Consider the following 23863-nt stretch of genomic DNA (forward strand, 5'->3'; position numbering starts at 1 on the left):
ATACTAAATAAATAGATAATTTCCAGCGTTATAATAAAATGATTGGAAGCAGCAAAAAAACTACATAGAAGGTGGATGGGCAGGAAACAGATAACATTCAAAAGTATAGCTAGCTTGTATTCTGTATGACCGGTAAAATACACATGCCAGTTTTGAAAAAGGTGCCTTGCCCCTCTTCCATGCTTAGGTCTTTTTATATCGATTGATTCAATTAAGCAGGCAACCATTATGGAAATGCCTGTTAAAATAATATATGACATATAAATCCCTTCTCAAATCGACTTTTATAATGTCTAGGAAATTACGGTGTATTTACCACCACAATTTCTCACAACAACGATCAATGTAAACAAAATTACCTCTTGATTTCGTTTAATACCCACTCGATTGGAAGCAGTATACAATTATTCTAACTCTTTTCTGTTTGTCATTCAATAGTTTGTCCCTTAAACACCTATCTCAATTAATCTTTGCCTTACTATTTTTTCTATCAATTCCCGGGATAAAGGCTTTTGCGGGCTAAAATGAATAGTTGTCCCCGAAATTTTGTAGTTTTCCAATTCTTCTTTCATTTGCTCAACAATACTCCTGCTCATAGTATAGAACGAGCAATGATTCTTCTGCACAGCAAACCCAACAATATCTTTATTTAATCTTAGAATCGGCACCTGGTAGCTAACTCTTTCAGTTGCATTAGGCACAATTTCTTTAACGGTTCTTCTAACCTTTTCAAGTGCCTCACGTATATCCTCTGGTAGATCAGCCAGATAGTTATCAACTTCTTCCGGCATATTTATAGACGGATTTCTTTTTGGTTTTTTATCCATTTTTGCCTCCTTGTTAAGGTTATGTAATTGAAAGCTCTGGAAACTTCAAGCCTTCCAAATCGCAGTTCACTCCACGTACAAATATAGGATCTGTCTCATAATCCTGCATAACATAGTCTAAATCATCCCAATAAGGCATAAACCCAAACTCTATCTTTTCTATATTTGAAAACGGAAAATGGCTCATTAACTCGGTAAAAGATATGCTTCCAAGAGAAAATACACCAATAAGTTTTAATGTTGTTCCATTCTTTTCTGCTATCACCATGGTATCAATTTCAGGCAATTCATAAATATTATCTTTAAGATAGCCCCAGTGCACATGAAATACATTAATACTTTGAGTATTTAAACAATCAAGCCTAGAGGAAAAGTTTTTACGGTTATAAATATAGTCCCATACCTTTTGGATGCTATATTCCAATTTTACAGGTGTTATGTCATTATTTATACTACATTCATAAACCGGCAGTTTCTCCTTGACACGTTCAAATCCAAACTTGGGGTAAAAATCTACAACATTCTCGTTTGCCCATAAGTACATAGGCATATTATCATATTTTTTCAATATATGTTCCATTAGTATTCTGGACAATCCCTTGCCCCTGCATTCCGGTTTTGTGGCAACCGATCCTAGTGACAAAGCTGAATATTGCTTGTTATTAAGCAATACCTGAGTTTTAAATACAGATATGTTTGATACAATTTCACCGTTTTCCATAATTGAATAACTCTCGTATTTATCATCCCACATATTTAAATCATACCAGAACTGAAAGTCCAAAAATATGTCTTTCAATAGCTTGTTAAGCATTACTTGATAGTTCTTGTCATTGCCGTTATTAAATAAAATTTGCATATATGCCCTCTCACGTCAACTATAATATTTGCCAACATTATAATTCTAACACATTTAACAATAGCGTTGAATATATTACTCCAACACACAAAAAAAGCTGCTGCAAAATAACTTCTGCAACAGCCCTGTACACATATACCCTCTCTATTTATAGATATCCATACTGATCCTGCCATCCTTTATCTCAATGATCCTGTCGGCCTTCTCAGCTATCCTCCTGTCATGGGTTATCACCACAAAGGTGGTCTTGAATTTTTCATTTACATTCCTCAAAATATTATAAATATTCTCAGTAGATTCTGAATCAAGATTTCCTGTAGGTTCATCGGCCATAATTATCTTTGGATTATTGATAAGGGCCCTTGCAATGGCTGTCCTTTGCTGCTGTCCACCCGACATATTAGTTGATATGTTGTTTTTTACACTACCAAGTCCAACCATCTCCATCAGCTCTTCAGCCCTTTTTATCACTTCTGCTGATGCCTTTCCATGCTTTATTACATAAGGCATCAGAACATTCTCCAGTGCTGTGAACTCAGGCAAAAGGTGATGAAACTGAAAAATAAATCCTATTGTTTCGTTTCGGAGTTCTGCAAGTTGATTTTTATTCATCTTTTCCGTACTTATGCCATTAATCAAAATCTGCCCGTCGGAAGGCCTGTCCAAAGTTCCCATAATATTCAAAAGAGTACTTTTTCCACTACCTGACGATCCAATTATCGAGGTGAATGCTCCTTCTTCAAAGCTCAAATTAATATCGAAAAGCACCTGGGTTTTGACCTTGTCTCCATAAATCTTTTTTATATTAACCAGTTCGATCATTTTAGCCATTTCTTATCACCTCAATCGGATTTAATTTGGAGGATTTCCTTGCAGGTATTAGGGATGCGGCAACTGCTGAAATTACGGCTATTAAACCCGAAAATGCAATAAAACCGTAATTCATATATATAGGTACAACAGGTGTGCCGTCAGGATTTAGTGCAAATTTGGAAAACATGACAATCAACCCAACACCTAAAACCACCCCTATTATTGCCCCCAGAATCCCAAGGAAAAACCCCTGAAACATAAAAATCAGACTGGAGCTTCTGTCCTTAACACCCATTGCCTTAAGAATACCAATTTGCTTTGACTTTTGCATTACTGTAATGGCCAGTACACTTGCTATTCCAAGTATCACAGATACCAGAACAAACACCTGTATCATAATGCTTGACATGCTTTGTCCGCTTAAACCGCTTAAAAGTTGTGCATTTTGGGATTGCCAGTCTTCTACTTTCAGATTTTCATTATTAATTATGGATTCAACTGATTTTGTTATATCTACTGTGTCAAACACGTCGGAATCAGCAACCTGCATCTCAATTCCTGTTACCTTGTTCTGAAATCCGAAAATATCCTGGGATGTTTTCAAGTTAACTATCAGCCAACTCTTATTTATTGAAGAAACCTTCAGATCATAAAAGCCTTTAACCTTGAGGGTAGATTTTTTACCTTCAAAATTGACTATTTCAATTTCATCTCCCAGTTTCAACTCCAGCTTGTCCCTGAACTCTTTTCCTATAAGTACTTGTCCGTCGCCATTTAAAGCTTCACCTTCAATAATATTTTCCTTGATATTATAAATTCCATCTGCCTTATCAGGCAAAAAACCCCTTACCAAAACAGGCTCACTTTTTCCATCATGTCTGACGAAGCCCGAAGAATCAGCTGCAACCGATATCTTTTCAATTCTTTTTTCCGAACTGATTTTATCAACTATATCTTCCCAATTTCCAATAAGCTTATCATCCTTCATTGATGTAACAGTAATCTGAGATGAATTGCCTATTGTCTTATTTACAAGACTTTGCTGCAAACCTTGAATCAATAGGCCTATAAAGATTTGTACAGAAACACCTATAGCTATTCCCAAAGCTATAAAAATTGTCTGGCTTTTACCTGACTTTAAAAACCTCATTGCTACCTTCGCAGAAAATACCATATTATCTTCCTCCCCCAATGTAATCGCGAATTTCATCAAAAGTTCGGACGTATTTGTCCGCACCCATTTCTTTATAAGCGTTGGGGTTTTTTGAAAACGCATTCCCACCTGCAAGTATTTTTAAATTGCCTTTATACCTGGTTCTGATATCCTTTATTGTTTTATGTGCCGAAACAAGGTTATAATAATTTGTAACACTTACTGCAATAAAATCCGGCTTCAAATATTCCAAAATATTTATGAACTCTTCCTTTGGAGTACTACTACCAACAAATGTAGTATCAAAACCACATATTGTAAAAAAGTCAGCTACAATCCTTGCACCAATCTCATGATATTCGCCGTCTGGGCAAATAACAACTGCTATACCGGCTGCTTCCCTGATTCTTTTCTCTGCTTGCTCCTTGATAACATAGGTATAACAGTTCTCAATAACCGTCCTTACAATTGAGCTTCTTACATGCTCCCTCCAGATGCATAAGCTTTTATCTTCTAAATTGCATTCTATGCTATTTAGGGCTGGACCAACAATTTCTTCGTAGAGAGTTACTACATCCAGCTCACCCGTTGAAAGTTTGGAAACGGCATAATCTAAACAGGCATATCTTTCCTCGTTTTCCAGATGCTTTAAAAATTCTTCATAGAATTTGTTCATTTAATTCCCACCTTTATTGAATATTCCTTTTTCTATAATTCAGCTCACACTATATATAACTGCAACATTAAAAGCTCAATCATTCCTCAATATATTATCGTTCTTTATCTCTTATCTCTTAATGAAATCTAGTATCTCCTCGCCATGACCTTCAGGTGTTACCTTGGGATAAACCTTTATAACACTCATATCCTCATCTATAATAAATGTAGACCTAATTATTCCCATATATGTCTTTCCATACATCTTCTTTTCTCCCCAAGCTCCAAAGATTTCTGCCACTTTATGATCTTCATCACATAAAAGATAAAAAGGCAAATTGAATTTTTCCTTGAACTTTTTATGAGATGCAGGCTTGTCCGGACTAATACCTATAATAACAGCACCTGTTTCCAAAATATCGTCATATACATCTCTAAAGCTGCATGCCTGCTTTGTACACCCTGGGGTATTATCCTTGGGATAAAAGTACAATACAACCTTCTTACCTTTAAAATCAGCCAAACTTATATCATTTCCCTGCTCATCCTTAAGTGTAAAATCTTCTACTTTGCTTCCCGCTTCTATCATATAAAATCCTCCCGATTCACAGTATTTTAAATTAATCCATGATTAAATATTCCAACATTTTTATGAAAATTAACATTCAGTTTCAGCATTTGAAAAATTTTAAAGTGTTAATAATCTTGCATTTGGCAGATCAAATAGCCAATGGAATATGCAACAGATAAATGTAATAGATTTACCATTTATCAGATAATTACAAACTTTTTACAATAATAAAATGATAAAACACTACAAATAATATATACATCATAGATAAATGTAAAGATTAACAACTTTTCATTGCTATATGACAAAATCTGGTACTTGAATTGGAGTGTTCAATCATGATTATCACAGTCATTATTTTAGGCATAATAGCTCTTTTTATAATTATGCTATTCACAATATCACTAAAAGCAAGATTTATATTTGATACAGAAGAATCAAATATGTATATGACATTGTTTTGGCTTCCACCTTTATTTAAAGCCGTACTGGAGATTGTTAATACCGCACCGGTATTGACAATAATTATTCTAAATAAGGAATTGCTCTCCAAAACACTAAGAAGTAAAAAAAAGAGTCTGAACACTCAGCTAATAAAGCAAGTCAATCCCCAAGAATTAGTTATTAACGCATATTATGGCTTTAGAGATCCATTTTCTACAGGTGTAGCAACAGGATTCTTGGGTGCTATTTCAAACTTGACTGATATAGCATCAGTAAGGCATTGGCCAGATTTTACAGCGATTAGGGACTATATTTATGTAGACGCTTCCGCAAGAATAAATGTCGGTACAGCACTTTTAAGTTATTTACGCTCTTAATGATATTGCCCTAAATATGACTTTGTTGTGATAATCATAATGGTATTTGCTTCAAACTCAGATATAAAACCAGCAGCACAGGAAATACTTGCACATATAACAAAATCAAGATTACAGGAGGATTTTCTATGGATATCAATTCATCATTAACACAGAATGTAGATACGCTTTTCTCAAACTTGGAGAACTTTACTCAAAATGAAGGCTTAATCGGAAAACCTGTCAACTATGGGGATAAAACATTTATTCCTGTAATATCTGTAACATTAGGTTATGGAACCGGTAATACAGCAGGAAAAAATCAGGCAGGTAATGCAAATAATCAACAAGGCGGTTTATCATCCAATATGGCAGGCGGTGCTCTAGGCCTTGGTGCAAGACTTAGCACAGATGCAGTTTTGCTTATAGATAAGGACAATGTTTCAGTTATACCTGTTAACACTGCCAATACCGGTTCACAACTTATGGATAAGATTCCTCAGATATTAACAGGAATGAATAAACAAGGGCAGCAAGGACAGCAGGGGCAGCAAAACCAGTCCCAGAATCAACAGCAACAATAATTTAGATTAAAAGCGTTAAATATAATAGATTTATCTCTTCTATTCTATGGTATAAAGCATTAAAAAGCCTTGTATCGTTAGAATAAATAATATATAATACTCCTGTACCCCATAAGGGTATAGGAGGTTTTTATGAGTGAAAATAAGAGCTGTTTAGAATATAAGCAAGATGTAAGAAAACGTTTAAACAAAATTGAAGGCCAGGTTAAAGGCATCCAAAGAATGATTGATGAAGAAAAAAATTGCGTGGATATACTGACGCAAATAGCTGCTGTAAGATCTGCAATAAACAAGGTCGGTGGAATGGTTCTTGAGGTATACTCAAATGAATGTATGAAAGATGCCATAGACTCTGACGATAAAGAGAAAGTAATGGGTGAGTTGATGAATGCCGTACAAAAATTTCTAAAATTTGTTGACTAAATCATCAATATTGTAGTAAAATATTTATCAATATAACTTTTTGTATTAACACTTTTAATAAAGTTATTGTAGTTTTTACAAAGTAAATGCAATGACAGGAACAGTAGATACTTTCAAAAAAGCACAGCGAGCTGGGAATGGTGGGAGCCCGGTCTTAGTATGTAAGTGTTGAATATCCTCCTTGAGCTTCAGGCCGAATATCAGTAGGTGCTGACGGATTTCTACCGTTAAAAGGAACGCATATGTTTGTATGTTGTATCAGGTGGTTAACGAAATTTTAGGCTTTCGTCCTGTTATAGGGCGAAGGCCTTTATTTATGCCTAGGAAAATACTGACGAGAAAATAAATTCTTGATTCTTAAATTTGAATGGAGGTATGAATTGTATGAGAATTGAAATTATGGATACGACCTTAAGAGATGGGGAACAAACCCCTGGTCTTGCCTACACTCAGCATGAAAAGCTGACCATAGCAAAGACATTGTTGGAGGATGTCAAAGTGGACAGGATAGAAGTAGCTTCAGCTAATGTATCTACAGGAGAATTGGCTTCTGTACAGGCCATATCTTCAATGTGTCAGAAGTGGGGCTGTCTCGATAAGGTAGAAGTGCTTGGATTCGCCGATAAGACCAGATCTGTTGACTGGATAGTATCATCAGGTGCGAGGGTTATGAACCTTTTATGCAAGGGGTCTTTAAATCACGTAACCAACCAGCTTCGCAAAACACCAGAGCAGCATCTTGAGGACATCAAGTTTGTTATTGATTACGCTGTCCAGAAAAATATAAAAGTAAATGTATATCTTGAAGATTGGTCAAATGGAATGATAAATTCACCGGACTATGTGTTTTTCCTGGTAGACAATCTAAAGGAACTGCCGGTAATGAGATTCATGCTTCCAGATACACTGGGTATATTGAATCCCAATCAAACCTTTGAGCTATGCAAAAAAATGGTGGATAAATATCCGAAAATAAAATTTGATTTCCATGGGCATAATGATTACGATATGGCAGTTGCCAACTCATTTATGGCCATAAAAGCCGGCTTCTCAGGTATTCACACTGCTGTAAACGGGCTTGGCGAAAGAGCAGGGAATACTCCATTATCAAGTATAGTTGGAGTAATAAACGATCACTTAAATGATTTTGAAACCAGTGTAGATGAAACAAAGCTGAATTCCATAAGTAAATTGATAGAAGCATTCTCAGGTATAAGGATTCCTGTTAACAAGCCTATAATAGGTGAATATGTATTTACTCAGACCTGCGGAGTTCATGCAGATGGTGACAAAAAGGGAAATCTCTACTTTAACAAGCTGGTACCTGAACGATTCGGCCGTTTGAGAAAGTATGCCCTTGGAAAAACCTCCGGTAAAGCAAGTATCCTTAAGAATCTCGAAGAGCTTGGTATTTTCCTTGAAAGTGATGCGATAGCACGTGTAACACAAAAGATTGTTGAACTTGGAGATAAAAAGGAAAGTATAACAACTGAGGATTTGCCATTTATAGTATCCGATGTATTAAAAAGCGATTATCTTACTGAAAAGGTAAAGTTAATAAATTATTATATATGCCATGCACAGAACTTAAGCCCTGTTGCTACCCTTAAAATCGAGATCGATGATGTAGTTTACGAAGAAACCGCAACTGGTGATGGTCAGTACGATGCATTCATGAAAGCACTTAGTAAAATTTATACATGCCTTGGAAAGACTCTTCCAACATTGGTGGATTATATAGTTACAATACCGCCCGGAGGAAAAACAAACGCTTTGGTTGAAACGGTTATAACCTGGTTCAAAGATAGGGAGTTTAAAACAAGGGGACTTGATTCCGACCAAACAGCATCTTCCATTAAAGCAACTGTTAAAATGCTTAATTTAATAGAACAGGAATAAGGGCATTGTAAAATTTTTTAAAACACCATATAATTACTAAGGAGATTTCAAAAATTTCCTTAGTCAATTTTTATGGTGGAGAGTATTAAAATATATATTTTTGAAATCTCCAGTTGACTGGCTATTTTTAGAAATCACCTAAAGGATATTTATTTGTTTGAAAGGAGCATAAAATGATTATAAAACCAAAAACCAGGGGCTTTATATGTACTACTGCACACCCTGAAGGCTGTGCAGTACATGTTCAGGAGCAGATTGATTATATAAAGAGCAAGGGATCAATTAATGGCCCTAAAAAAGTATTGGTAATAGGTGCCTCCACAGGCTATGGTCTGGCTTCAAGAATTGCAGCAGCTTTTGGCTCTGGTGCTGCAACCATTGGTATCTTCTTTGAAAAACCTGCTTCTGAGGCCAAAACAGCATCAGCAGGATGGTATAATACGGCTGCTTTTGATAAAAAGGCTAAAGAAGCCGGGCTTTACTCAAGAAACATAAACGGTGATGCATTTTCTGATGAAATAAAAAATAAAACAATCGATATAATAAAAAAAGATCTTGGCAAAGTTGATATGGTTGTTTACAGCCTAGCTTCCCCAAGACGTACACATCCCAAAACAGGAGTTACCCATAATTCCGTTATTAAACCTACGGGTAATCCATATACCAATAAAACAATAGATTTTCACAGTGGCGTTGTATCTGAAGTTACAATACAACCTGCCAGCGAAGATGAAATAAAAGACACTGTAGCAGTTATGGGCGGTGAAGATTGGGAAATGTGGATTCAAGCACTCAAGAGTGCCGGAGTTCTTGAAAATGGCTTTAAAACAGTTGCCTTTTCATATATCGGCCCCAAATTGACACATGCTATATATACTAATGGTACAATAGGTAAAGCAAAGGAGCACCTTGAGAATTCATCAAAAGCAATAACTGCTCAGCTTAAAGAGGTTCACGGTAAAGCCTATGTTTCGGTAAATAAGGCACTGGTTACACAAGCCAGCTCAGCCATACCTGTAGTTCCTCTATATATATCAATTCTTTATAAGATTATGAAGGAAAAAGGGCTCCATGAAGGATGCATAGAACAAGCATCCCGCCTCTTTGCAGAACGTCTTTATTCCGATTCGTTGGAACTTGACAGTGAAGGCAGAATTCGTATTGATGATTGGGAAATGAGAGGTGATGTCCAGGAAGGTATCGTACCTGCTTGGGAAAAAATCACTACAGAGAATATACATTCTCTTTCAGACCTTGAAGGATATCGTAGTGATTTCTTCAAGCTCTTCGGCTTTGGCTTCAAAGAAATCAACTACGAGAACGATATTAGTCCTATAGTAGAAATACCAGGTGTTGAGTAATTATTAACACTTTTAATTTATTAAAAGCCAGCTGCCTGATTATACATAATTAAGCATATCAGGGAAGCTGGCTTTTTAATGTCTCAATAATTATGGTGCATAATACATGGTAATTTTACATTCATGCCTTAATATAATTGCTAATGTAATATTTATTCTCTAATTAATTTTTCTTTTTTAAGCATATTAATTCGTCTTGATATTTTGAATATTCCAAACACAAGCAAAATAGCCAACAATGTAGTAATACTAGATAGAATAAGTCGCGATGGATCAGGTTCTTCAGAAAAACGACTCCAATTCATAATGGTGGGAAATATACATATTGGCGTTACACCCGAAAACAAAGTAATAATTCTCTTATAATGCTTGATTTTGGATTCAATATCAGAGTATATTTCAAATGTTCCGTTAACGGCTTTTTTCCTAAAATACACCCAGCGAAATACCGAACCAATATATTCCGCCCCAGTTTCCTCAAGAAACTGAATATAAGACGTACTTTGGTAGTTTGAAGGCAGGTTTTCCAACAACTCTAATTTATATGTATATTCCCCTGATTCACATTCCTCAAAGACATATGTACAAAAGCCAACTGAAACAAGCTGCAATCCTTTTGCTGACATTTCATTGAGCCATTTTTCCTCTTTCTCAAAATCCCATGCGAAAAAAAATTTAATTATTTTACGTTTCATTAACCTTCCCCCCAGTAATTCTTTCTCCATTTCTAACCAGCTCCCGAAGCCTTTCAATTTCATTTTTAACAATTTCTTTTCCAATTTGGGTAATTTCATATTCCTTTTTTCGGGAATTAACGTCTCCAGAAAGTGCTTTTATAAAACCTTTATCAAGCAAAGTGTTGATTGCACCATATAGCGTGCCTGCTGCCAGATTAACTCTTCCCTCACTTAGTTCCATAACATTTTGCATTATTCCATATCCATGCATCGGTTTATAAAGTGATAAAAGTATATAGTATACTGCTTCTGTTAAAACTATGCTCTCTCTGTCCCCCATTATATCTGCCTCCGTTATTTCGTGTTGCGTTATACCGTCACCCGATATAACTATATTATAACGGCAGCCGATATAATTGTCAATAACTTTAATGAACATAATCATATAGTGTAGAATTTACTATAATTTCCCGGACAATAGAAAATCAGCCTACTGATTTTTAACCCAGTAAGCTGATTTTTATTATTTTTAGATTATACACCCTGCATGCAATTATCCGATATCCTAAGTGCCTCTTCCGATGGTACAGGCTTGCTGAAAAGATAGCCCTGCACCATGTCACAGTTCATACCGGCCAGCATATCAAGCTGAGAATTTTCCTCTACTCCTTCTGCCACAACCTTGAACCCGAAATCATGGGAAATTTCAATTATAGCTCTTACAAGCTTAACATTCATCTCGTCCTTTTTACATATATCATTTATAAACGATCTGTCAATCTTAACCTCGCTTACAGGAATAGATTTTAGATAGCTCAATGATGAATAACCTGTACCAAAGTCATCCAATGATATCTTAAATCCTTTTTTCCTAAGTCGTGCCAATTTGTCCACATTATCCTTAAAAGACTGCATTACTGCTGTCTCAGTAACCTCAAAACATAGTCTCTCAGGTCTTATACCGTAATACTCAATAATATTCATGACTTTATCCTCAAACATCTGATTTGATAGTTGAATAGGCGAAACATTAACGGATATGGTAATATCCTTCCAACCCCTTTCATCCAATTCTAGAATAAATTTACACGCCTCATTAATGACAAAATATCCTATATCATTAATAATACCTGTTGTTTCAGCCAACCCTATAAACGAGTCAGGGGTTACAAATCCAAATTCAGGGTTATACCAGCGAATCAGGGCTTCATAACCAAAAAGCTTTTTGCCCTTTATCAGATACTGGGGCTGGTAATATACCATAAACTCATGAGAATGCAATGCGTTTTTCAATCCATTTTCCAACTTGGATGTCCTTATAACCTGCTCATTCATTTTTTCATCAAATATAACCCAGTTGTTTTTACCAAGCTCTTTAGCTTTATACATTGCTATTTCTGCTTTTTTAATATAATCATGAACATCCTGAGCATTGTTATTGAATTCAACAACACCTGAGCTTATACCCAATATAAATTCCTGATCTTTGTACTGTATAGGGGTATTTACTATTTCCAGTATGTTGTCATATGCCTCCTTAAAATTCCTTTCTCCTCCTGAAATGCAGCAAATGAATTCGTCTCCGCCAAACTTGGCAATAGTAAAATCATTTCCCTGCTTTTTTATATTATTTGATAGTAGTCTTAGCACTATATCTCCCACAGGATGGCCGAATACATCATTAATATATTTAAAATTATCTATGTCCATAAGTATTAGAAATCCTGATTTATTTTCTTTCAAAAGGCTTGAAAAATAATCGATAAACCATATTTTATTTGGAAGCCCTGTCAATACATCATGTGAAGCAATAAAAACCAGTTCATCCTGTTGAGTCTTTTTTTCATGAATGTTTATAAATGCTCCTAACAGGTTTGTTGTATCCCCCTTGTTGTTACTAATTCCAACAAACTTGGAGCTAAACCAATTATACTCTCTTTGGACGTTCTGATACCGGAACTCTGTTTCATAAATACTTATTTCGCCTTTCTTTAATCTTTCAATATTTTTAAACACTGAAGATAAATCCTCAGGATGAATTTTTGCAAACCACTCCTCAATAAGAAACTCTCCTTCAGTATCTAGATCAAATATCGAAAACCAGTTTTCCGATAAAAACTTTTTATTGCTGTCCAAATCCCATTCAAAAAGTGCTTCGTTACTTGCTTCAAATATTTTTTTATATCTATCTTCACTTTGTCTAAGGCTTTCCTGATAATTTACCAGTTCATCATATTTATCCCTGAGCTCCTCCTCTGTAGCAGTTATCTCCTCATAAAGTGCTTCTATTTCATCTCTTTGAAGCGACATTTCATTAAGCTTCTTATCATTATCATACAACCTTTGTCTTAGCAGATAATTTATATAAAATGCAACTGCTATTACCATGCTTAATATGCCAATTCTTCCTAAATGGTCTGCAATATTAAGTTTAACTGCTTCATCTGGTTCTTGAAAAGAAATGAATGCAAATAAACTCAAAGATGTTAAAGATACTATTGATAGAACAATGCGATTGGAATACATTAAGGATAGTATTACAAGAACGAATATGGAACTCCATAAGGTTAAATTGGATGCTTCTCTATCACCTAAAATCAAAATTACATATGTGGATGAAAAAATTACAGCATTTATATGTGTTATAAGAGATTGTCTAACGGTTATTTTGCTTAAAACGTACGGCAGTACTGCAAATATTCCCATAGCCGTGCATACAATTACTACACGACTCGATATATACCCTTGATCAATCGTTCTCAAAACAAAATATAAAATAACTCCAAAAATAGTACATATCCCGAATATTAATGAAGCTATCTGATTGGTCTTTTCACTAGATTCAAAACCTTTAAAATAATGGTTATTTTTCTGCATTATTGAACTCCTTCATAATGTTAATGGATAATTTTATATAGATGAATTGAATCTACAATGTTTACAAGAATTATACACCATAAGTACGAAACAAAATCTCTTAGGATTTTGCAACGTTGATGGTTGTCGTGAGAAGTTGTGGTGTATCATTCACCATAATTTCCTAGACATCAAAATATATATCGTCATACTGTTTGGTGTACATAATAAGAAAATATCTTTTTATATCAAGAAAATCTTTTACTATATCTTAAAGTTGTATATTTCCATATAGAATCAGTAATTTATATAGCGATACTCCCAAGAAGTCTGTTATAATTAGTAATAACTAAAATATAACTTCCGCTATAGATTTGGCTTATGCGTTGACTTAACACGTCAACACTCGCTTAAAAGTGGAAGTAGTATTTTAGTCATTCCTCATATTAAGTTTAGAAAAAGGGACGATTTCATGAATATACTGTCAGCAGAAGGAATTTCAAAAAGCTATAGCGAAAAGATTTTGTTTAACGATATATCATTGGGTATAAGCGATGGCGAGAAAATAGGCCTTATCGGGATCAATGGAGTTGGCAAGTCAACTCTTTTAAAGGTTATCGCTGGTGTTGAAACATCAGATACAGGTAGAATTATAAAAGGAAACAGCGTGCGTATCGGGTACCTGCCGCAAAATCCGGTACTTAAAAATGGAATGACTGTATTAAGTCAGGTTTTTGAAGGTGATACGCCGGTTATGAAACTTCTTAGTGAATACGAGTATGCCCTTCACAAATTTAATGAAAATCCGGATGCCCAACTGGAAAAACACCTTTTGTCACTGACCCAGAATATGGACTCATTAGGAGCCTGGGATATTGAGAGTGAAGCTAAGACAATTCTCACCAAGCTCGGTATAAATGATTTTGAGGCTGATGCAGGTACTCTGTCTGGAGGTCAGAGAAAGAGAGTGGCACTTGCGAGGGTTCTGATTAATCCTGTTGATCTCATCATTCTTGACGAGCCTACCAATCACTTGGATAACGATACCGTTGATTGGCTTGAGAACTTTCTTAACAATAGAAAAGGTGCTCTGCTGATGATTACCCATGACAGGTATTTTCTTGATAGGGTAGCCAACAGGGTTATAGAGCTTGATAGCGGCAAGCTCTACAGCTATGAAGCCAATTATAGCAAGTTTTTAGAGCTTAAAGCAGAAAGGGAAGAGCTGCTCCAGGCTTCCGAACGAAAGCGTCAAAGCCTTTTGCGCAAGGAATTGGAATGGATAAGAAGAGGTGCCAAGGCACGTTCAACTAAGCAAAAAGCCCGCATAGAGAGATTTGAAAAGCTGCAGGATCAGCAAGGAATAGTATCTTCCGACAGTGTTGAAATTATGGTTGGTTCTTCACGACTGGGAAGAAAAATAATCGAGATGGAAAACATATGCAAAGGTTATTCCGGTATTAATCTTATAAATTGCTTCAGTTACATTTTAAGAAGAGATGACAGAATAGGTATAATAGGTCCAAATGGAATGGGTAAAACCACACTTGTAAAAATTATAGCCAACAGGCTAGAGCCCGACAGTGGTAATATTGACTATGGTGAAACAGTTAAAATAGGCTTTTTCTCCCAGGAGAACGAGGAAATGGATCACAGCCTCAGAGTCATCGATTATATCAGGCAAACTGCTGAATATGTTACAACAAAAGAAGGAAAAATTTCTGCATCCCAGATGCTTGAAACATTTCTTTTTCCTCCAAGTGTACAATGGACTCCTATTTCAAAGCTTTCAGGTGGAGAAAAGAGGAGGTTGTATTTGCTCAACATACTAATGTCTGAGCCAAATATTCTTATTTTAGACGAGCCTACAAATGACCTGGATATTCAGACCCTAACAATTTTGGAAAGTTATCTTGACGAATTTCCCGGAGCAGTTATTACGGTATCACATGACAGATACTTTCTTGACCGCATAGTGAATAGTATTTTTGCTTTTGAGGGCAATGGTCTGGTTAAGCAATATTCAGGCAATTATTCCGATTATCAAAGCTGTAGGAAGGAGTTTGAGGCTCAGACAAAAAGCAGCAGCCATGACACTGAAAAAAGCAAAGAAAAAAACTCCAATGAAACTACAAAAGACAAGCCACTTAAGCTCACTTTTAAAGAACAAAAGGAATTTGAAGAGATTGATGAGAAAATTGCCAGCCTGGAAGAAGCTTTAAAAAATATAACTGTTAAGATAGATGAAGCATCCAGTAATTTTGAATTGCTTCCATCCCTTCTTTCTGAAAAGGAAGCACTGGAAAAGCAGCTTGAGGAGAAAATAGAGCGATGGGCATATCTTAACGAGTTGGTGGAAAGAATTAATAATAATAAGAAAATGTAATTTGAAAGTAATTTAAATAATGATTATGATTAATCTTTTTAATATTAAGTAATGACTAAAATATTACTAAAAGGAGACTTACGTGATTGAATTATTAAAAAGCTTGAATATGGAAGAATCCATAGCCACAGCACTAAAAAAACAAAACATAACCGTTCCTACAGATGTTCAAAGAAGGGTTATTCCTGATATCCTTAAAAACAAGGATTTGATTGTACGATCCCAGACCGGCACCGGAAAGACTTTGGCATATTTGATCCCCATATTTGAGAAGCTAAAAGAGAGCAATGATCTGCATACAATTATTCTTGTTCCTACACATGAGCTTGCGGCTCAAGTTCATAAGCAGATAGAATTTTTAGCCAAAATTCAGATATAAAAGCCAGATCTGCACTTATTATAGGAAATGTGAATATAGACAGGCAAATAACCAAGCTTAAGGAAAAGCCCCAGATTATTGTCGGCTCTGCCGGACGTATTCTTGAGCTAATAAGAAAGAAAAAAATTACCGCACATACAGTAAAGTCCATAATAATTGATGAAGCAGACAGGCTCATGCTGGAAAACACCTGTGAAGATGTCAAAGCCATCATCAAAACCACATTAAAAGAAAGGCAGATTTTGATGTTTTCTGCTACCATATCTGTCCAAACAGTAAAAAAGGCTGAAGAAATTATGAAAGAGCCTATATATATAGAAATAGAGGAAGTAATTGCGGTACCTGAAACAATTGAGCATATATATTTTGTAGCTGAAGAAAGAGATAAAATTGATACGCTAAGAAAGCTTTTAAGGACTATAAACCCTGAGCGTGCAATTATTTTTGCAGGAAAAAGCGACGAAATAGAAATTATATTATCAAAGCTTTTATATCACAAGTTTAGTGTTCATGCCATACATGGTGCAAACATAAAGCTTGACAGAAAAAAGGCATTGGATGACTTTAAATCCGGTAAAGTACCTATATTACTGGCATCCGACATTGCTGCAAGAGGACTGGACATCAGCGGTATTACCCATGTTTTCAATCTCAATGTTCCTGAGGATCCTAAAGCTTATGTACATAGGGTTGGCAGGACAGGACGGGCGGGAAATAGCGGTATGGCTGTATCTATCGTTTCTCCTAAAGAAGTTGCGACAATTAAAATTTATAGGAATACCTTAAAGATAAACATATCGGAAAAAACATTGTATGAAGGTAAAATAGTTGAGCCTGGAAAAAGAAGAAGTTTTAAAAGAGTATCAAAAAAGTGATTACTATAATATTAAATTCACGTGGCTTTTTTGAAAGTACCATAAAAGCCACGTAAATTTGTTTATTTAACAGTAAATCGCATCTTTGATTGTAATTACTTTAGGAGGTTATCAATAGCTGCCTGATCAAAGCCTACAATAATGTTGCCATCAATATCAATTACTGGTACACCTCTTTGTCCGGATTTATTAATCATTTCCATCGCTGACTCACGATCTTTTGACACATCAACTTCTTTAAAACCAACTTCCTTATATTTCAGGTAATCCTTCACTCTTGTACACCAGGGACATGTTGGGGTCGAATAAACTGTAATATTCATAATAAATTCCTCCTTTAATCATGTTAATATATTTATACCCCCTATGGGTATATCCCAAACATATAATTTTCCTAAATTATATATTTTATTTTATGCAATATCAACATGTTTTTATTTAAGTAAATTCGACCATACAAAAATTTCCCAACAAATTATTTTTAAAACAAACCATAATGTGGTATGTTATTGATATATATTAAAGTAATTGGAAAAAATAAATCTTTAAGTATTTATCAACACTTTTAATATAGTTAATCTTATAATCAGAACATATTATGAATGGAGGTTTAAAGAAAATGTCAGAATTTTATACAGTATGCGATTCCACAAACTTTGAAGAAGTTATATCCAAGAGTCAGGTACCTGTTGTAGCTTATTTTTATTCAGATGACTGTCTTCCCTGTACCAAGTTCTCTCAGATATTTGAACGGTCTGCCGTAACACTAGCGGAACAATTAAAGTTTGTCAAGGTATTCAGGCCTCACAACAGGCAGCTTGCAGAGAAGTATTCTGTGAAATCAAGCCCTACCATAATATTTTTCAAGGAAGGAAGGGAAGTATGTTCACGACTTAATGGTTATATCAGCTTTCCCGAATTCAAAGAGGCTATAGAAAATGTTCTGGAAAAAACCTGCGATTCTAAAGAACGCACTATAGTACACTGCGATGTACTGATTATAGGTGCAGGGCCTGCTGGTCTTACTGCAGCTATTTATGCTTCCAGAAGCAAACTTCACACTATAGTAGTAGACTCAAGTCTTCCCGGAGGTCAAGTGGCTTCAACCTATCATATATCCAATTATCCGGGTACAAACGGCGTAATACGCGGTATTGACCTTATGGAAAATATGAAAAAGCAAGCTTTAGACTTTGGTTCACAAATTGACGATATGCAAAGCATAAAGAGTATTAACCTTACAGGCGATGAAAAATATATACAAACCGAAACAAATGATTATTATGCCAAGTCCATAATAATTGCTACCGGTGCAGAGCCCAGAAAACTCCCGGTTGAAAGCGAACGAGAGTATAGAGGCCGTGGAATACACTACTGTGCGACTTGTGACGGTGCACTTTATACAGATGCCAATGTAATAGTTGTGGGAGGGGAACTTCAGCAGTTGAAGAATCGTTGTTCCTCACTAGATATGCAAAAAGCATTACGGTGATAAACAGGTCAACTGAGTTTAAAGCTTCCCGCTCATCAATTGACGAATTGATGAAAAATCCTCAGATAAATGTGCTATGGAATACTGAAATCAAGGAAGTCTCCGGTGAAAACTTTGTTCAAAAGGTTGTCCTTTATAACAAGGAAAATGGAGAACGTAAAGAGATGGATACGGATGGAATATTCGTGTATATAGGTATGGAGCCAAATACATCTCTATTTAAAGATGTGCTTAACATATCGGAATACGGTTACATTATTACTGATAATAGCATGGCCACCAATATACCGGGTGTATTTGCTGCCGGAGATATCAGAGACAAGGAAATCCGTCAAATATCCACAGCCGTAGGCGATGGAACCATTGCAGGTATAATGGCGGAGAGGTATATCAGCCATAAGTAGATGGAGAACCGACCGTACTTAAAGTAATAAAAAGGGTTGTTGCAAAACTATAAATAATCACATCATATTGTACGAATTGTAAAACACTGATTACGTTATGATGTGTTTAAAAGACATTTTGCAACAACCCTTTTTCAGCGATTAAAGACTTATAGTCATCATCAAAAAATAACTTCTGCTATAAATTCCTCTTATGTGTTGACTTAACTTGCACGAACCCTCTCTTCATTCTTCTTATTACTATCCTTGTTGCTATGTTCTTTGAAAGGACATACATCTACACATTTACCGCATCTTATACACTCTGCTTCATTTATAGTTCCATTGCTGATTGCCCCTGTAGGACAAGACTTTTCACAGACTGTACACTTCTTGCACCATGTAATAAGCTTGTTCATCTTAAAAACGAGTGCCACCTTTGACACTAATGCCAGTATTATTCCATAAGGACAAATATATCTGCAATAAGGCCTAGATATTATAAATGAAGAAATAAGTAATACAAGTGAAGCAATCAAAGTTATGACGCCCCAGTTAAAGTTAAACAGAGATTTGAATGGGTCAAATTTACATAACCAGGCAGTGCCCGTTATGATTGCTAAAGCCACAAGGCCGATAAGTGTTACGTACCTGAAATGCTTCAGTGTCCTGTCTATTTCAGGTTTTACTCCAGTGCTGAGCTTAAGCTTTTGACCTGCCTTATGAACAAATTCCTGAATGGCACCAAATGGACATACACCTCCACAATAAATCCTTCCAAAAAAGATGGCAAACACTATGGGAGTTATAAAAACCACAACCCAATCTAGACCTTTTCCTTGCACAATCATGGAAAAGAATATTGGAATTTGCTGTACAGAACCTATGGGTGAAGGGCATCCTCCAGTGATAAACCCAAGATATATTAAGCCTCCTAAAAGGAGAACATACCTTAACCATCTGAAGTTCCTCCATTTTAACTGTAAAAACAAACACGCTGATGCAATAAATAAAAGTATCAATGTGATAAGATTTCTTGTGCTAAACATGCTTTCAAAGTAGCTGCTTAAAAAATTTTTACTATTGGTTACATTCTCTTTTTCCTGGTTTTGATCTATAGCCTCAATTGGTGTTGTACTTCCAGGTATAGCTCCCGGCTTTGGCGATACCGCATTTTCTTCTATACCATTATTATCTCCAGGTTTTTTGCTTACTAGGGGCACCTGAGTCACTTTTGTAGATCCTGCCTCTGTTGATCTATCTGAAGGTTTTTCTGAAGGTTTTTCTGAAGGTTTTTCCGATGCTTCTTGCTGTTTAGTTGCTTTTTCATTTGTCCCGGATTTTTTTGTACCGCTGTTTTCCGATGCCTCAACTGTTCCGGCATTTTTTACAGGTGTTGCTTTTGCCAAAGCTTTTGATGTAATTGGTGTGTTTTTGGCAGCTGTTGATGGCAAATTCGTGTTGCTCTTTGAAGCAGCAGGAACCACTGCTGCTTTGGTGGGTTGCGGTGTAGGTGATTGTTCCTTTTTAGCTGGTGCTTTCTGAGATAAATCACAAATCTTATCTCCGTCATCATCCACATACAGTCCGCATTTTCCCGGATATGGATCATTCTCAAGCTCTAGGGGACATTTAGCGGCCGCATAAGCCATCCCTGCTATCGCTATTATAGATAGAATAACAAATAATAATATAAAAAGGTTAATTCTTCTTCTCATCTCTTTACCTCCAATTCCTAGACATTAAACAAACTCAGTATGCCGTATATTGAATTTGCCATCATCCTACTCCCAAAAATAACCATGAACATGAAAGCTGGATAAATAAAATACAATTCCGCTATTTTTTCATCCTGTATCTTTAGAGAAATAGCAGAAGACGGGCAATTACCATGGCACTTCATGCACTTGGTGCATAGTCCGTTAATCTTTAACCCATCTTTCTCAGATTCTGCTACTCCGAAGCTGGTACATGCATTAACACATTGTTTACAGTTAGTGCATTTATCCTTGTCTATTTCAAGTCTTATCAAACCGATCTTGGATAATAAGGATTGAATCCTTCCTAAAGGACATATAAAGGAACACATTGTCCTTTTTCCGGTCAGCACAGGCATGATTATACAAAATGCAATAAAAACAATAATTAACACGACCAGTATACCCCAAAATGAATTAATCGGAAGTGCTGCAGCATGTAGAATGTTTTTTGACGGACAGTCTTTAGCACAGTGTGATGTTGGAATTACCTTTCCGAACAAAAGCAGTGCTATTACTATCAAGATTGCAATGGGTAAATTGAGCCACTTTTTATCAATGTTTTTTAAATATGGATTCTTAGTAAGGCACGAAAACCTGTCGTCCATTCCCCCAACCGGACATATCCAACTGCAAAAACCTCTTCCGAATGCAAGTATTACACCTCCCCAAATGAGAAGGAATATAAAAACAAAAAAGAGTAAACCTTTGGATTTTCCAGGTAAGTTCATTGTATGGATTAAAGCTTGTACTATATCATCAATTCTGATAAAACTACCATTGGTACTTGATAAACCGTTTTTTATAAAATGAATGAAATTTAATATGAATCCGGCCGTAAACAAGATACTCATACAAAAAAACGCAATGCTTCTGTATTTATACGCTTGACCAGTTTTTATCATCATTACAAAGATAAAAATAAAAAACACCCAAACACTGATTATTGACGATGACCTTGTAAGTCCCAGGCTAACTATATTCAAATCCCAAATAAGTACCACCATGGAAATAATAGCAGTTAGGAAGGTTAGAAGGCATTTTTTTAAATCAAATTTCAAAGTTGGTGAAATATTCTTTTGATTGGTTAGAATCTTATTCATAAAGCTATAACGCTCCTCCAATCGTAATAATTCCAATGTACAAGTAATAAAAACTCATTACCACAGCAGCCATTTTTCCAATAGTTTTAAGGTGCATAAAGTTGGAGAAGGCACCTAACAGCGGCAGCGGCAAAAAATAAACCATTGTGCCAACAAAGAATGTTATAAAAAATAACACACTGTTTATCATACTGCTCATGCTCATTGACTCTGTAAATACCAGCAGCATAGGAGGACATAGGTTTATACCTGTAATTAGTCCGAATATAAATGGAACCAAGAATGGAAGCTTCTCTGAAAGTTTTGAAGTAAAACCGTTCATTTTTTTTGCTGAACAGTTCTTGTGAGTGTTGGATAGACCATAAAAAAACATCATTGCTGCAAATACGATATATAACAAGCCAAATATAATACTGCTATCTTCGAATTTACCCAAAAACACCTGCGATGCTGTCCAAGAAAGGATACCAAACAATATATATCCTATAAGCCTTCCAAACAGGAATTGTCCCATATGTAAAAAGTTGAACTTGACGCTGTTTCCTTCAGCTAGCAAATATGGGACCAGCATAGGTGAACAGTATGCCAGGCAAACTGTCCCATTAGCCAGTCCCAAAAAAAATCCATTACCATTCATAAATATACCTCTCAAAATAAAAATAAATAGAAATTAAAATTAGGAATTAGGAATTATAATAAGAATAAAAGAGAAGTCATGGTCAGCAATATTACCGCCACAACTTCTCAACTTCTTACATTTTATCTGCATTCAAGTCTAAAGCCCTTGAAATCATAGTAAAGGCTTCAGCACGCAGAACATTATTATTAGGCTTAAACGTGGTATCAGGATAGCCGGTAATTATTTTAAGACCTGAAGCAATACTAATGCAGTTTTTAGCATTATCAGATACATTTGCCATGTCTTTAAATTTAGCAGCCTCAACACTTTTACTCTCTAATTCGAATGCTTTAACAAGTATTACCGCCAATTCCTGTCTTGATATTTTACCTAACGGTTTAAACTGAATGGTTTTATCTGAGGTTATTATTTTATTCTGGACAGCAGCCTCAATATAATCCAAAGACCAGGAAGGAATGGATGCCTTATCTGCAAAATCAACTCCATCCTTATGTACAGGCTTTATGCCTGCTGCTTTTAGTGCAAGCACAACTGCTTCAATACGGTTTATTTCCAGGTTGGGCTTAATTGTTCCATCAGGATAACCACTGAGTATTTTACTGTTTGCAAGCCTCTCTACATAGCTTTTTGACCAATGGTTAGCTATGTCCTTGAATGTTATCAGAGTAGAAGTAACCTCATCCTTCTTTGGATCAGAAGTCAAACTCTTATCAACAGCGGAAAGATCACAGGTACCATTTCCGTTGGCATCGGCATATAAATTACATCCCTTGCCTTTACAATTCGCCGGACATGGTGTTGCAGCTGGAGTTGATTTTACTGTTCTATCATCAGCAGAAAGATCACAGGTACCGCTTCCGTTGGCATCGGTATATAAATTACATCCCTTGCCTTTACAGTTTGCCGGACATGGTGTTGGAACTGGTGTTGATTTTGATTCAGAATCCGCAAGTGCTATATCACAGATACCGCTGGAATTGGCATCTGCATAAAGATTACAGCCAGAACCGCTGCAGTTGGCAGTACATGGCTCAGATGCAGAAACCATTGCTCCTATCACAAGAACAAGTGACAGGATTAATACAGGTAAAACTTTTTTCATTTTTACACCCCCACATAAAATTAAATGGTAAATTTATATAAAGTATATACTTTATACTTTATTGACGCTGTTTTATAACTAATGATGCAATACTTAATCCCATAATTTAAAGCAAAAGTGTAAAATATCTATTTTATCTCTATATAGTGTAACAATTTTATCATAAGTATATATTTATGTAAAGATATTACAATGATGCAACCGTGCATATAAATTTGTATATAGAAAGGTATACACACTGTAAATTATGTTGACTTTCTATGCAT

The 23863-nt window shown here is 35.6% G+C and carries 22 protein-coding genes and 2 pseudogenes; 10 read left to right on the top strand and 14 right to left on the bottom strand.

Annotated elements, in window-relative coordinates; all coding sequences use genetic code 11:
- Positions 1-446: 446 nt before the first annotated feature.
- The 6 genes from Bccel_RS13440 to bcp all read right to left on the bottom strand — a co-directional run bounded on the left by Bccel_RS13440 (position 447) and on the right by bcp (position 4898).
- The gene (locus Bccel_RS13440) at positions 447-827 is read right to left on the bottom strand and encodes an iron chaperone (RefSeq protein WP_050753441.1); all 381 of its coding nucleotides are present in this window, start codon (positions 825-827) and stop codon (positions 447-449) included.
- 19 nt (positions 828-846) lie between these two features.
- The gene (locus Bccel_RS13445; protein ID WP_152966008.1) at positions 847-1686 is read right to left on the bottom strand and encodes a GNAT family N-acetyltransferase; all 840 of its coding nucleotides are present in this window, start codon (positions 1684-1686) and stop codon (positions 847-849) included.
- 144 nt (positions 1687-1830) lie between these two features.
- Complete coding sequence (locus Bccel_RS13450; RefSeq protein ID WP_036944579.1) at positions 1831-2517, bottom strand: ABC transporter ATP-binding protein; 687 nt, start codon at positions 2515-2517, stop codon at positions 1831-1833.
- Positions 2510-3673 (bottom strand): ABC transporter permease, encoded by a 1164-nt coding sequence (locus tag Bccel_RS13455; RefSeq protein WP_036944581.1) that lies wholly within the window; start codon positions 3671-3673, stop codon positions 2510-2512. Before Bccel_RS13455 ends, Bccel_RS13450 begins: the two co-directional genes overlap by 8 nt.
- Position 3674: 1 nt before the next feature.
- Positions 3675-4328, bottom strand: a complete 654-nt coding sequence (locus tag Bccel_RS13460) for a cobalamin B12-binding domain-containing protein (protein WP_036944582.1) — start codon at positions 4326-4328, stop codon at positions 3675-3677.
- A 111-nt stretch (positions 4329-4439) separates the two neighbouring features.
- A complete protein-coding gene (gene bcp, locus Bccel_RS13465; protein ID WP_036944584.1) occupies positions 4440-4898 on the bottom strand; it encodes a thioredoxin-dependent thiol peroxidase in 459 nt (152 codons plus the stop codon).
- A 320-nt stretch (positions 4899-5218) separates the two neighbouring features.
- Between bcp and Bccel_RS13470 the strand changes: the two genes are divergently transcribed.
- From Bccel_RS13470 to fabV, 5 genes are all read left to right on the top strand, one after another.
- On the top strand, positions 5219-5701 hold the full coding sequence (locus Bccel_RS13470) for a hypothetical protein (RefSeq protein WP_036944586.1): 483 nt from the start codon (positions 5219-5221) through the stop codon (positions 5699-5701).
- A gap of 128 nt (positions 5702-5829) precedes the next feature.
- Positions 5830-6264, top strand: coding sequence for a GerW family sporulation protein (locus Bccel_RS13475; protein WP_242853173.1), 435 nt, complete (start codon positions 5830-5832; stop codon positions 6262-6264).
- A 132-nt stretch (positions 6265-6396) separates the two neighbouring features.
- Positions 6397-6687: a metal-sensitive transcriptional regulator gene (locus Bccel_RS13480; RefSeq protein WP_036944587.1), complete on the top strand. Its 291-nt coding sequence runs from the start codon at positions 6397-6399 to the stop codon at positions 6685-6687.
- 384 nt (positions 6688-7071) lie between these two features.
- On the top strand, positions 7072-8586 hold the full coding sequence (locus Bccel_RS13485) for an alpha-isopropylmalate synthase regulatory domain-containing protein (protein WP_242853174.1): 1515 nt from the start codon (positions 7072-7074) through the stop codon (positions 8584-8586).
- Between the two features lie 173 nt (positions 8587-8759).
- Positions 8760-9947, top strand: a complete 1188-nt coding sequence (gene fabV / locus Bccel_RS13490) for an enoyl-ACP reductase FabV (RefSeq protein ID WP_036944588.1) — start codon at positions 8760-8762, stop codon at positions 9945-9947.
- A 152-nt stretch (positions 9948-10099) separates the two neighbouring features.
- Here fabV and Bccel_RS13495 read toward each other — a convergent pair whose 3' ends face one another.
- The 3 genes from Bccel_RS13495 to Bccel_RS13505 all read right to left on the bottom strand — a co-directional run bounded on the left by Bccel_RS13495 (position 10100) and on the right by Bccel_RS13505 (position 13501).
- Entirely contained in the window at positions 10100-10642 is a 543-nt protein-coding gene (locus Bccel_RS13495; protein ID WP_036944589.1) for a DUF2812 domain-containing protein, read from the bottom strand.
- On the bottom strand, positions 10632-10964 hold the full coding sequence (locus tag Bccel_RS13500; RefSeq protein ID WP_036944590.1) for a PadR family transcriptional regulator: 333 nt from the start codon (positions 10962-10964) through the stop codon (positions 10632-10634). Before Bccel_RS13500 ends, Bccel_RS13495 begins: the two co-directional genes overlap by 11 nt.
- A gap of 194 nt (positions 10965-11158) precedes the next feature.
- The gene (locus Bccel_RS13505) at positions 11159-13501 is read right to left on the bottom strand and encodes a sensor domain-containing protein (RefSeq protein ID WP_036944591.1); all 2343 of its coding nucleotides are present in this window, start codon (positions 13499-13501) and stop codon (positions 11159-11161) included.
- 451 nt (positions 13502-13952) lie between these two features.
- On the opposite strand from Bccel_RS13505, the gene Bccel_RS13510 reads away from it, so the two are divergent.
- From Bccel_RS13510 to Bccel_RS13515, 3 genes are all read left to right on the top strand, one after another.
- A complete protein-coding gene (locus Bccel_RS13510) occupies positions 13953-15866 on the top strand; it encodes an ABC-F family ATP-binding cassette domain-containing protein (protein ID WP_036944592.1) in 1914 nt (637 codons plus the stop codon).
- Between the two features lie 82 nt (positions 15867-15948).
- Complete coding sequence (locus tag Bccel_RS32345; RefSeq protein WP_338053606.1) at positions 15949-16245, top strand: DEAD/DEAH box helicase; 297 nt, start codon at positions 15949-15951, stop codon at positions 16243-16245.
- A 29-nt stretch (positions 16246-16274) separates the two neighbouring features.
- Entirely contained in the window at positions 16275-17120 is an 846-nt protein-coding gene (locus tag Bccel_RS13515) for a DEAD/DEAH box helicase (RefSeq protein ID WP_338053607.1), read from the top strand.
- 95 nt (positions 17121-17215) lie between these two features.
- On the opposite strand, the gene Bccel_RS13520 is transcribed toward Bccel_RS13515, so the two are convergent.
- Positions 17216-17443: a glutaredoxin family protein gene (locus Bccel_RS13520; RefSeq protein WP_036944594.1), complete on the bottom strand. Its 228-nt coding sequence runs from the start codon at positions 17441-17443 to the stop codon at positions 17216-17218.
- A gap of 296 nt (positions 17444-17739) precedes the next feature.
- On the opposite strand from Bccel_RS13520, the pseudogene Bccel_RS31495 reads away from it, so the two are divergent.
- Positions 17740-17991 (top strand): annotated as a pseudogene (locus tag Bccel_RS31495) (thioredoxin family protein); the annotation flags it as partial.
- A 105-nt stretch (positions 17992-18096) separates the two neighbouring features.
- A pseudogene (gene trxB / locus Bccel_RS13525) lies at positions 18097-19016 on the top strand (thioredoxin-disulfide reductase).
- Between the two features lie 203 nt (positions 19017-19219).
- On the opposite strand, the gene Bccel_RS13530 reads toward trxB, so the two are convergent.
- From Bccel_RS13530 to Bccel_RS13545, 4 genes are all read right to left on the bottom strand, one after another.
- The gene (locus Bccel_RS13530; RefSeq protein ID WP_036944596.1) at positions 19220-20713 is read right to left on the bottom strand and encodes a 4Fe-4S binding protein; all 1494 of its coding nucleotides are present in this window, start codon (positions 20711-20713) and stop codon (positions 19220-19222) included.
- Between the two features lie 17 nt (positions 20714-20730).
- Entirely contained in the window at positions 20731-21855 is a 1125-nt protein-coding gene (locus tag Bccel_RS13535; RefSeq protein WP_036944597.1) for a 4Fe-4S binding protein, read from the bottom strand.
- Between the two features lie 4 nt (positions 21856-21859).
- Positions 21860-22492 (bottom strand): sulfite exporter TauE/SafE family protein, encoded by a 633-nt coding sequence (locus Bccel_RS13540; RefSeq protein ID WP_036944598.1) that lies wholly within the window; start codon positions 22490-22492, stop codon positions 21860-21862.
- 115 nt (positions 22493-22607) lie between these two features.
- Positions 22608-23597 (bottom strand): S-layer homology domain-containing protein, encoded by a 990-nt coding sequence (locus Bccel_RS13545; RefSeq protein WP_036944599.1) that lies wholly within the window; start codon positions 23595-23597, stop codon positions 22608-22610.
- Positions 23598-23863 lie beyond the last annotated feature (266 nt).

Origin of the sequence: Pseudobacteroides cellulosolvens ATCC 35603 = DSM 2933, from assembly GCF_001262605.1 — a bacterium.
GTDB lineage: Bacteria > Bacillota > Clostridia > Acetivibrionales > DSM-2933 > Pseudobacteroides > Pseudobacteroides cellulosolvens.

Excerpts from the sequence above, each read along its gene's own strand:
- Bccel_RS13450 (WP_036944579.1), bottom strand. The coding sequence starts at position 2,517 with ATGGCTAAAATGATCGAACTGGTTAATATAAAAAAGATTTATGGAGAC.
- Bccel_RS13530 (WP_036944596.1), bottom strand. The coding sequence starts at position 20,713 with ATGAGAAGAAGAATTAACCTTTTTATATTATTATTTGTTATTCTATCT.
- Bccel_RS13500 (WP_036944590.1), bottom strand. The coding sequence starts at position 10,964 with ATGGGGGACAGAGAGAGCATAGTTTTAACAGAAGCAGTATACTATATA.
- Bccel_RS13485 (WP_242853174.1), top strand. The coding sequence starts at position 7,072 with ATGAGAATTGAAATTATGGATACGACCTTAAGAGATGGGGAACAAACC.
- Bccel_RS13480 (WP_036944587.1), top strand. The coding sequence starts at position 6,397 with ATGAGTGAAAATAAGAGCTGTTTAGAATATAAGCAAGATGTAAGAAAA.
- Bccel_RS13475 (WP_242853173.1), top strand. The coding sequence starts at position 5,830 with ATGGATATCAATTCATCATTAACACAGAATGTAGATACGCTTTTCTCA.
- Bccel_RS13440 (WP_050753441.1), bottom strand. The coding sequence starts at position 827 with ATGGATAAAAAACCAAAAAGAAATCCGTCTATAAATATGCCGGAAGAA.
- fabV (WP_036944588.1), top strand. The coding sequence starts at position 8,760 with ATGATTATAAAACCAAAAACCAGGGGCTTTATATGTACTACTGCACAC.
- Bccel_RS13510 (WP_036944592.1), top strand. The coding sequence starts at position 13,953 with ATGAATATACTGTCAGCAGAAGGAATTTCAAAAAGCTATAGCGAAAAG.
- Bccel_RS13520 (WP_036944594.1), bottom strand. The coding sequence starts at position 17,443 with ATGAATATTACAGTTTATTCGACCCCAACATGTCCCTGGTGTACAAGA.
- Bccel_RS13460 (WP_036944582.1), bottom strand. The coding sequence starts at position 4,328 with ATGAACAAATTCTATGAAGAATTTTTAAAGCATCTGGAAAACGAGGAA.
- Bccel_RS13470 (WP_036944586.1), top strand. The coding sequence starts at position 5,219 with ATGATTATCACAGTCATTATTTTAGGCATAATAGCTCTTTTTATAATT.
- Bccel_RS13535 (WP_036944597.1), bottom strand. The coding sequence starts at position 21,855 with ATGAATAAGATTCTAACCAATCAAAAGAATATTTCACCAACTTTGAAA.
- Bccel_RS13540 (WP_036944598.1), bottom strand. The coding sequence starts at position 22,492 with ATGAATGGTAATGGATTTTTTTTGGGACTGGCTAATGGGACAGTTTGC.
- Bccel_RS13455 (WP_036944581.1), bottom strand. The coding sequence starts at position 3,673 with ATGGTATTTTCTGCGAAGGTAGCAATGAGGTTTTTAAAGTCAGGTAAA.
- Bccel_RS13545 (WP_036944599.1), bottom strand. The coding sequence starts at position 23,597 with ATGAAAAAAGTTTTACCTGTATTAATCCTGTCACTTGTTCTTGTGATA.
- Bccel_RS13445 (WP_152966008.1), bottom strand. The coding sequence starts at position 1,686 with ATGCAAATTTTATTTAATAACGGCAATGACAAGAACTATCAAGTAATG.
- Bccel_RS13495 (WP_036944589.1), bottom strand. The coding sequence starts at position 10,642 with ATGAAACGTAAAATAATTAAATTTTTTTTCGCATGGGATTTTGAGAAA.
- Bccel_RS13505 (WP_036944591.1), bottom strand. The coding sequence starts at position 13,501 with ATGCAGAAAAATAACCATTATTTTAAAGGTTTTGAATCTAGTGAAAAG.
- bcp (WP_036944584.1), bottom strand. The coding sequence starts at position 4,898 with ATGATAGAAGCGGGAAGCAAAGTAGAAGATTTTACACTTAAGGATGAG.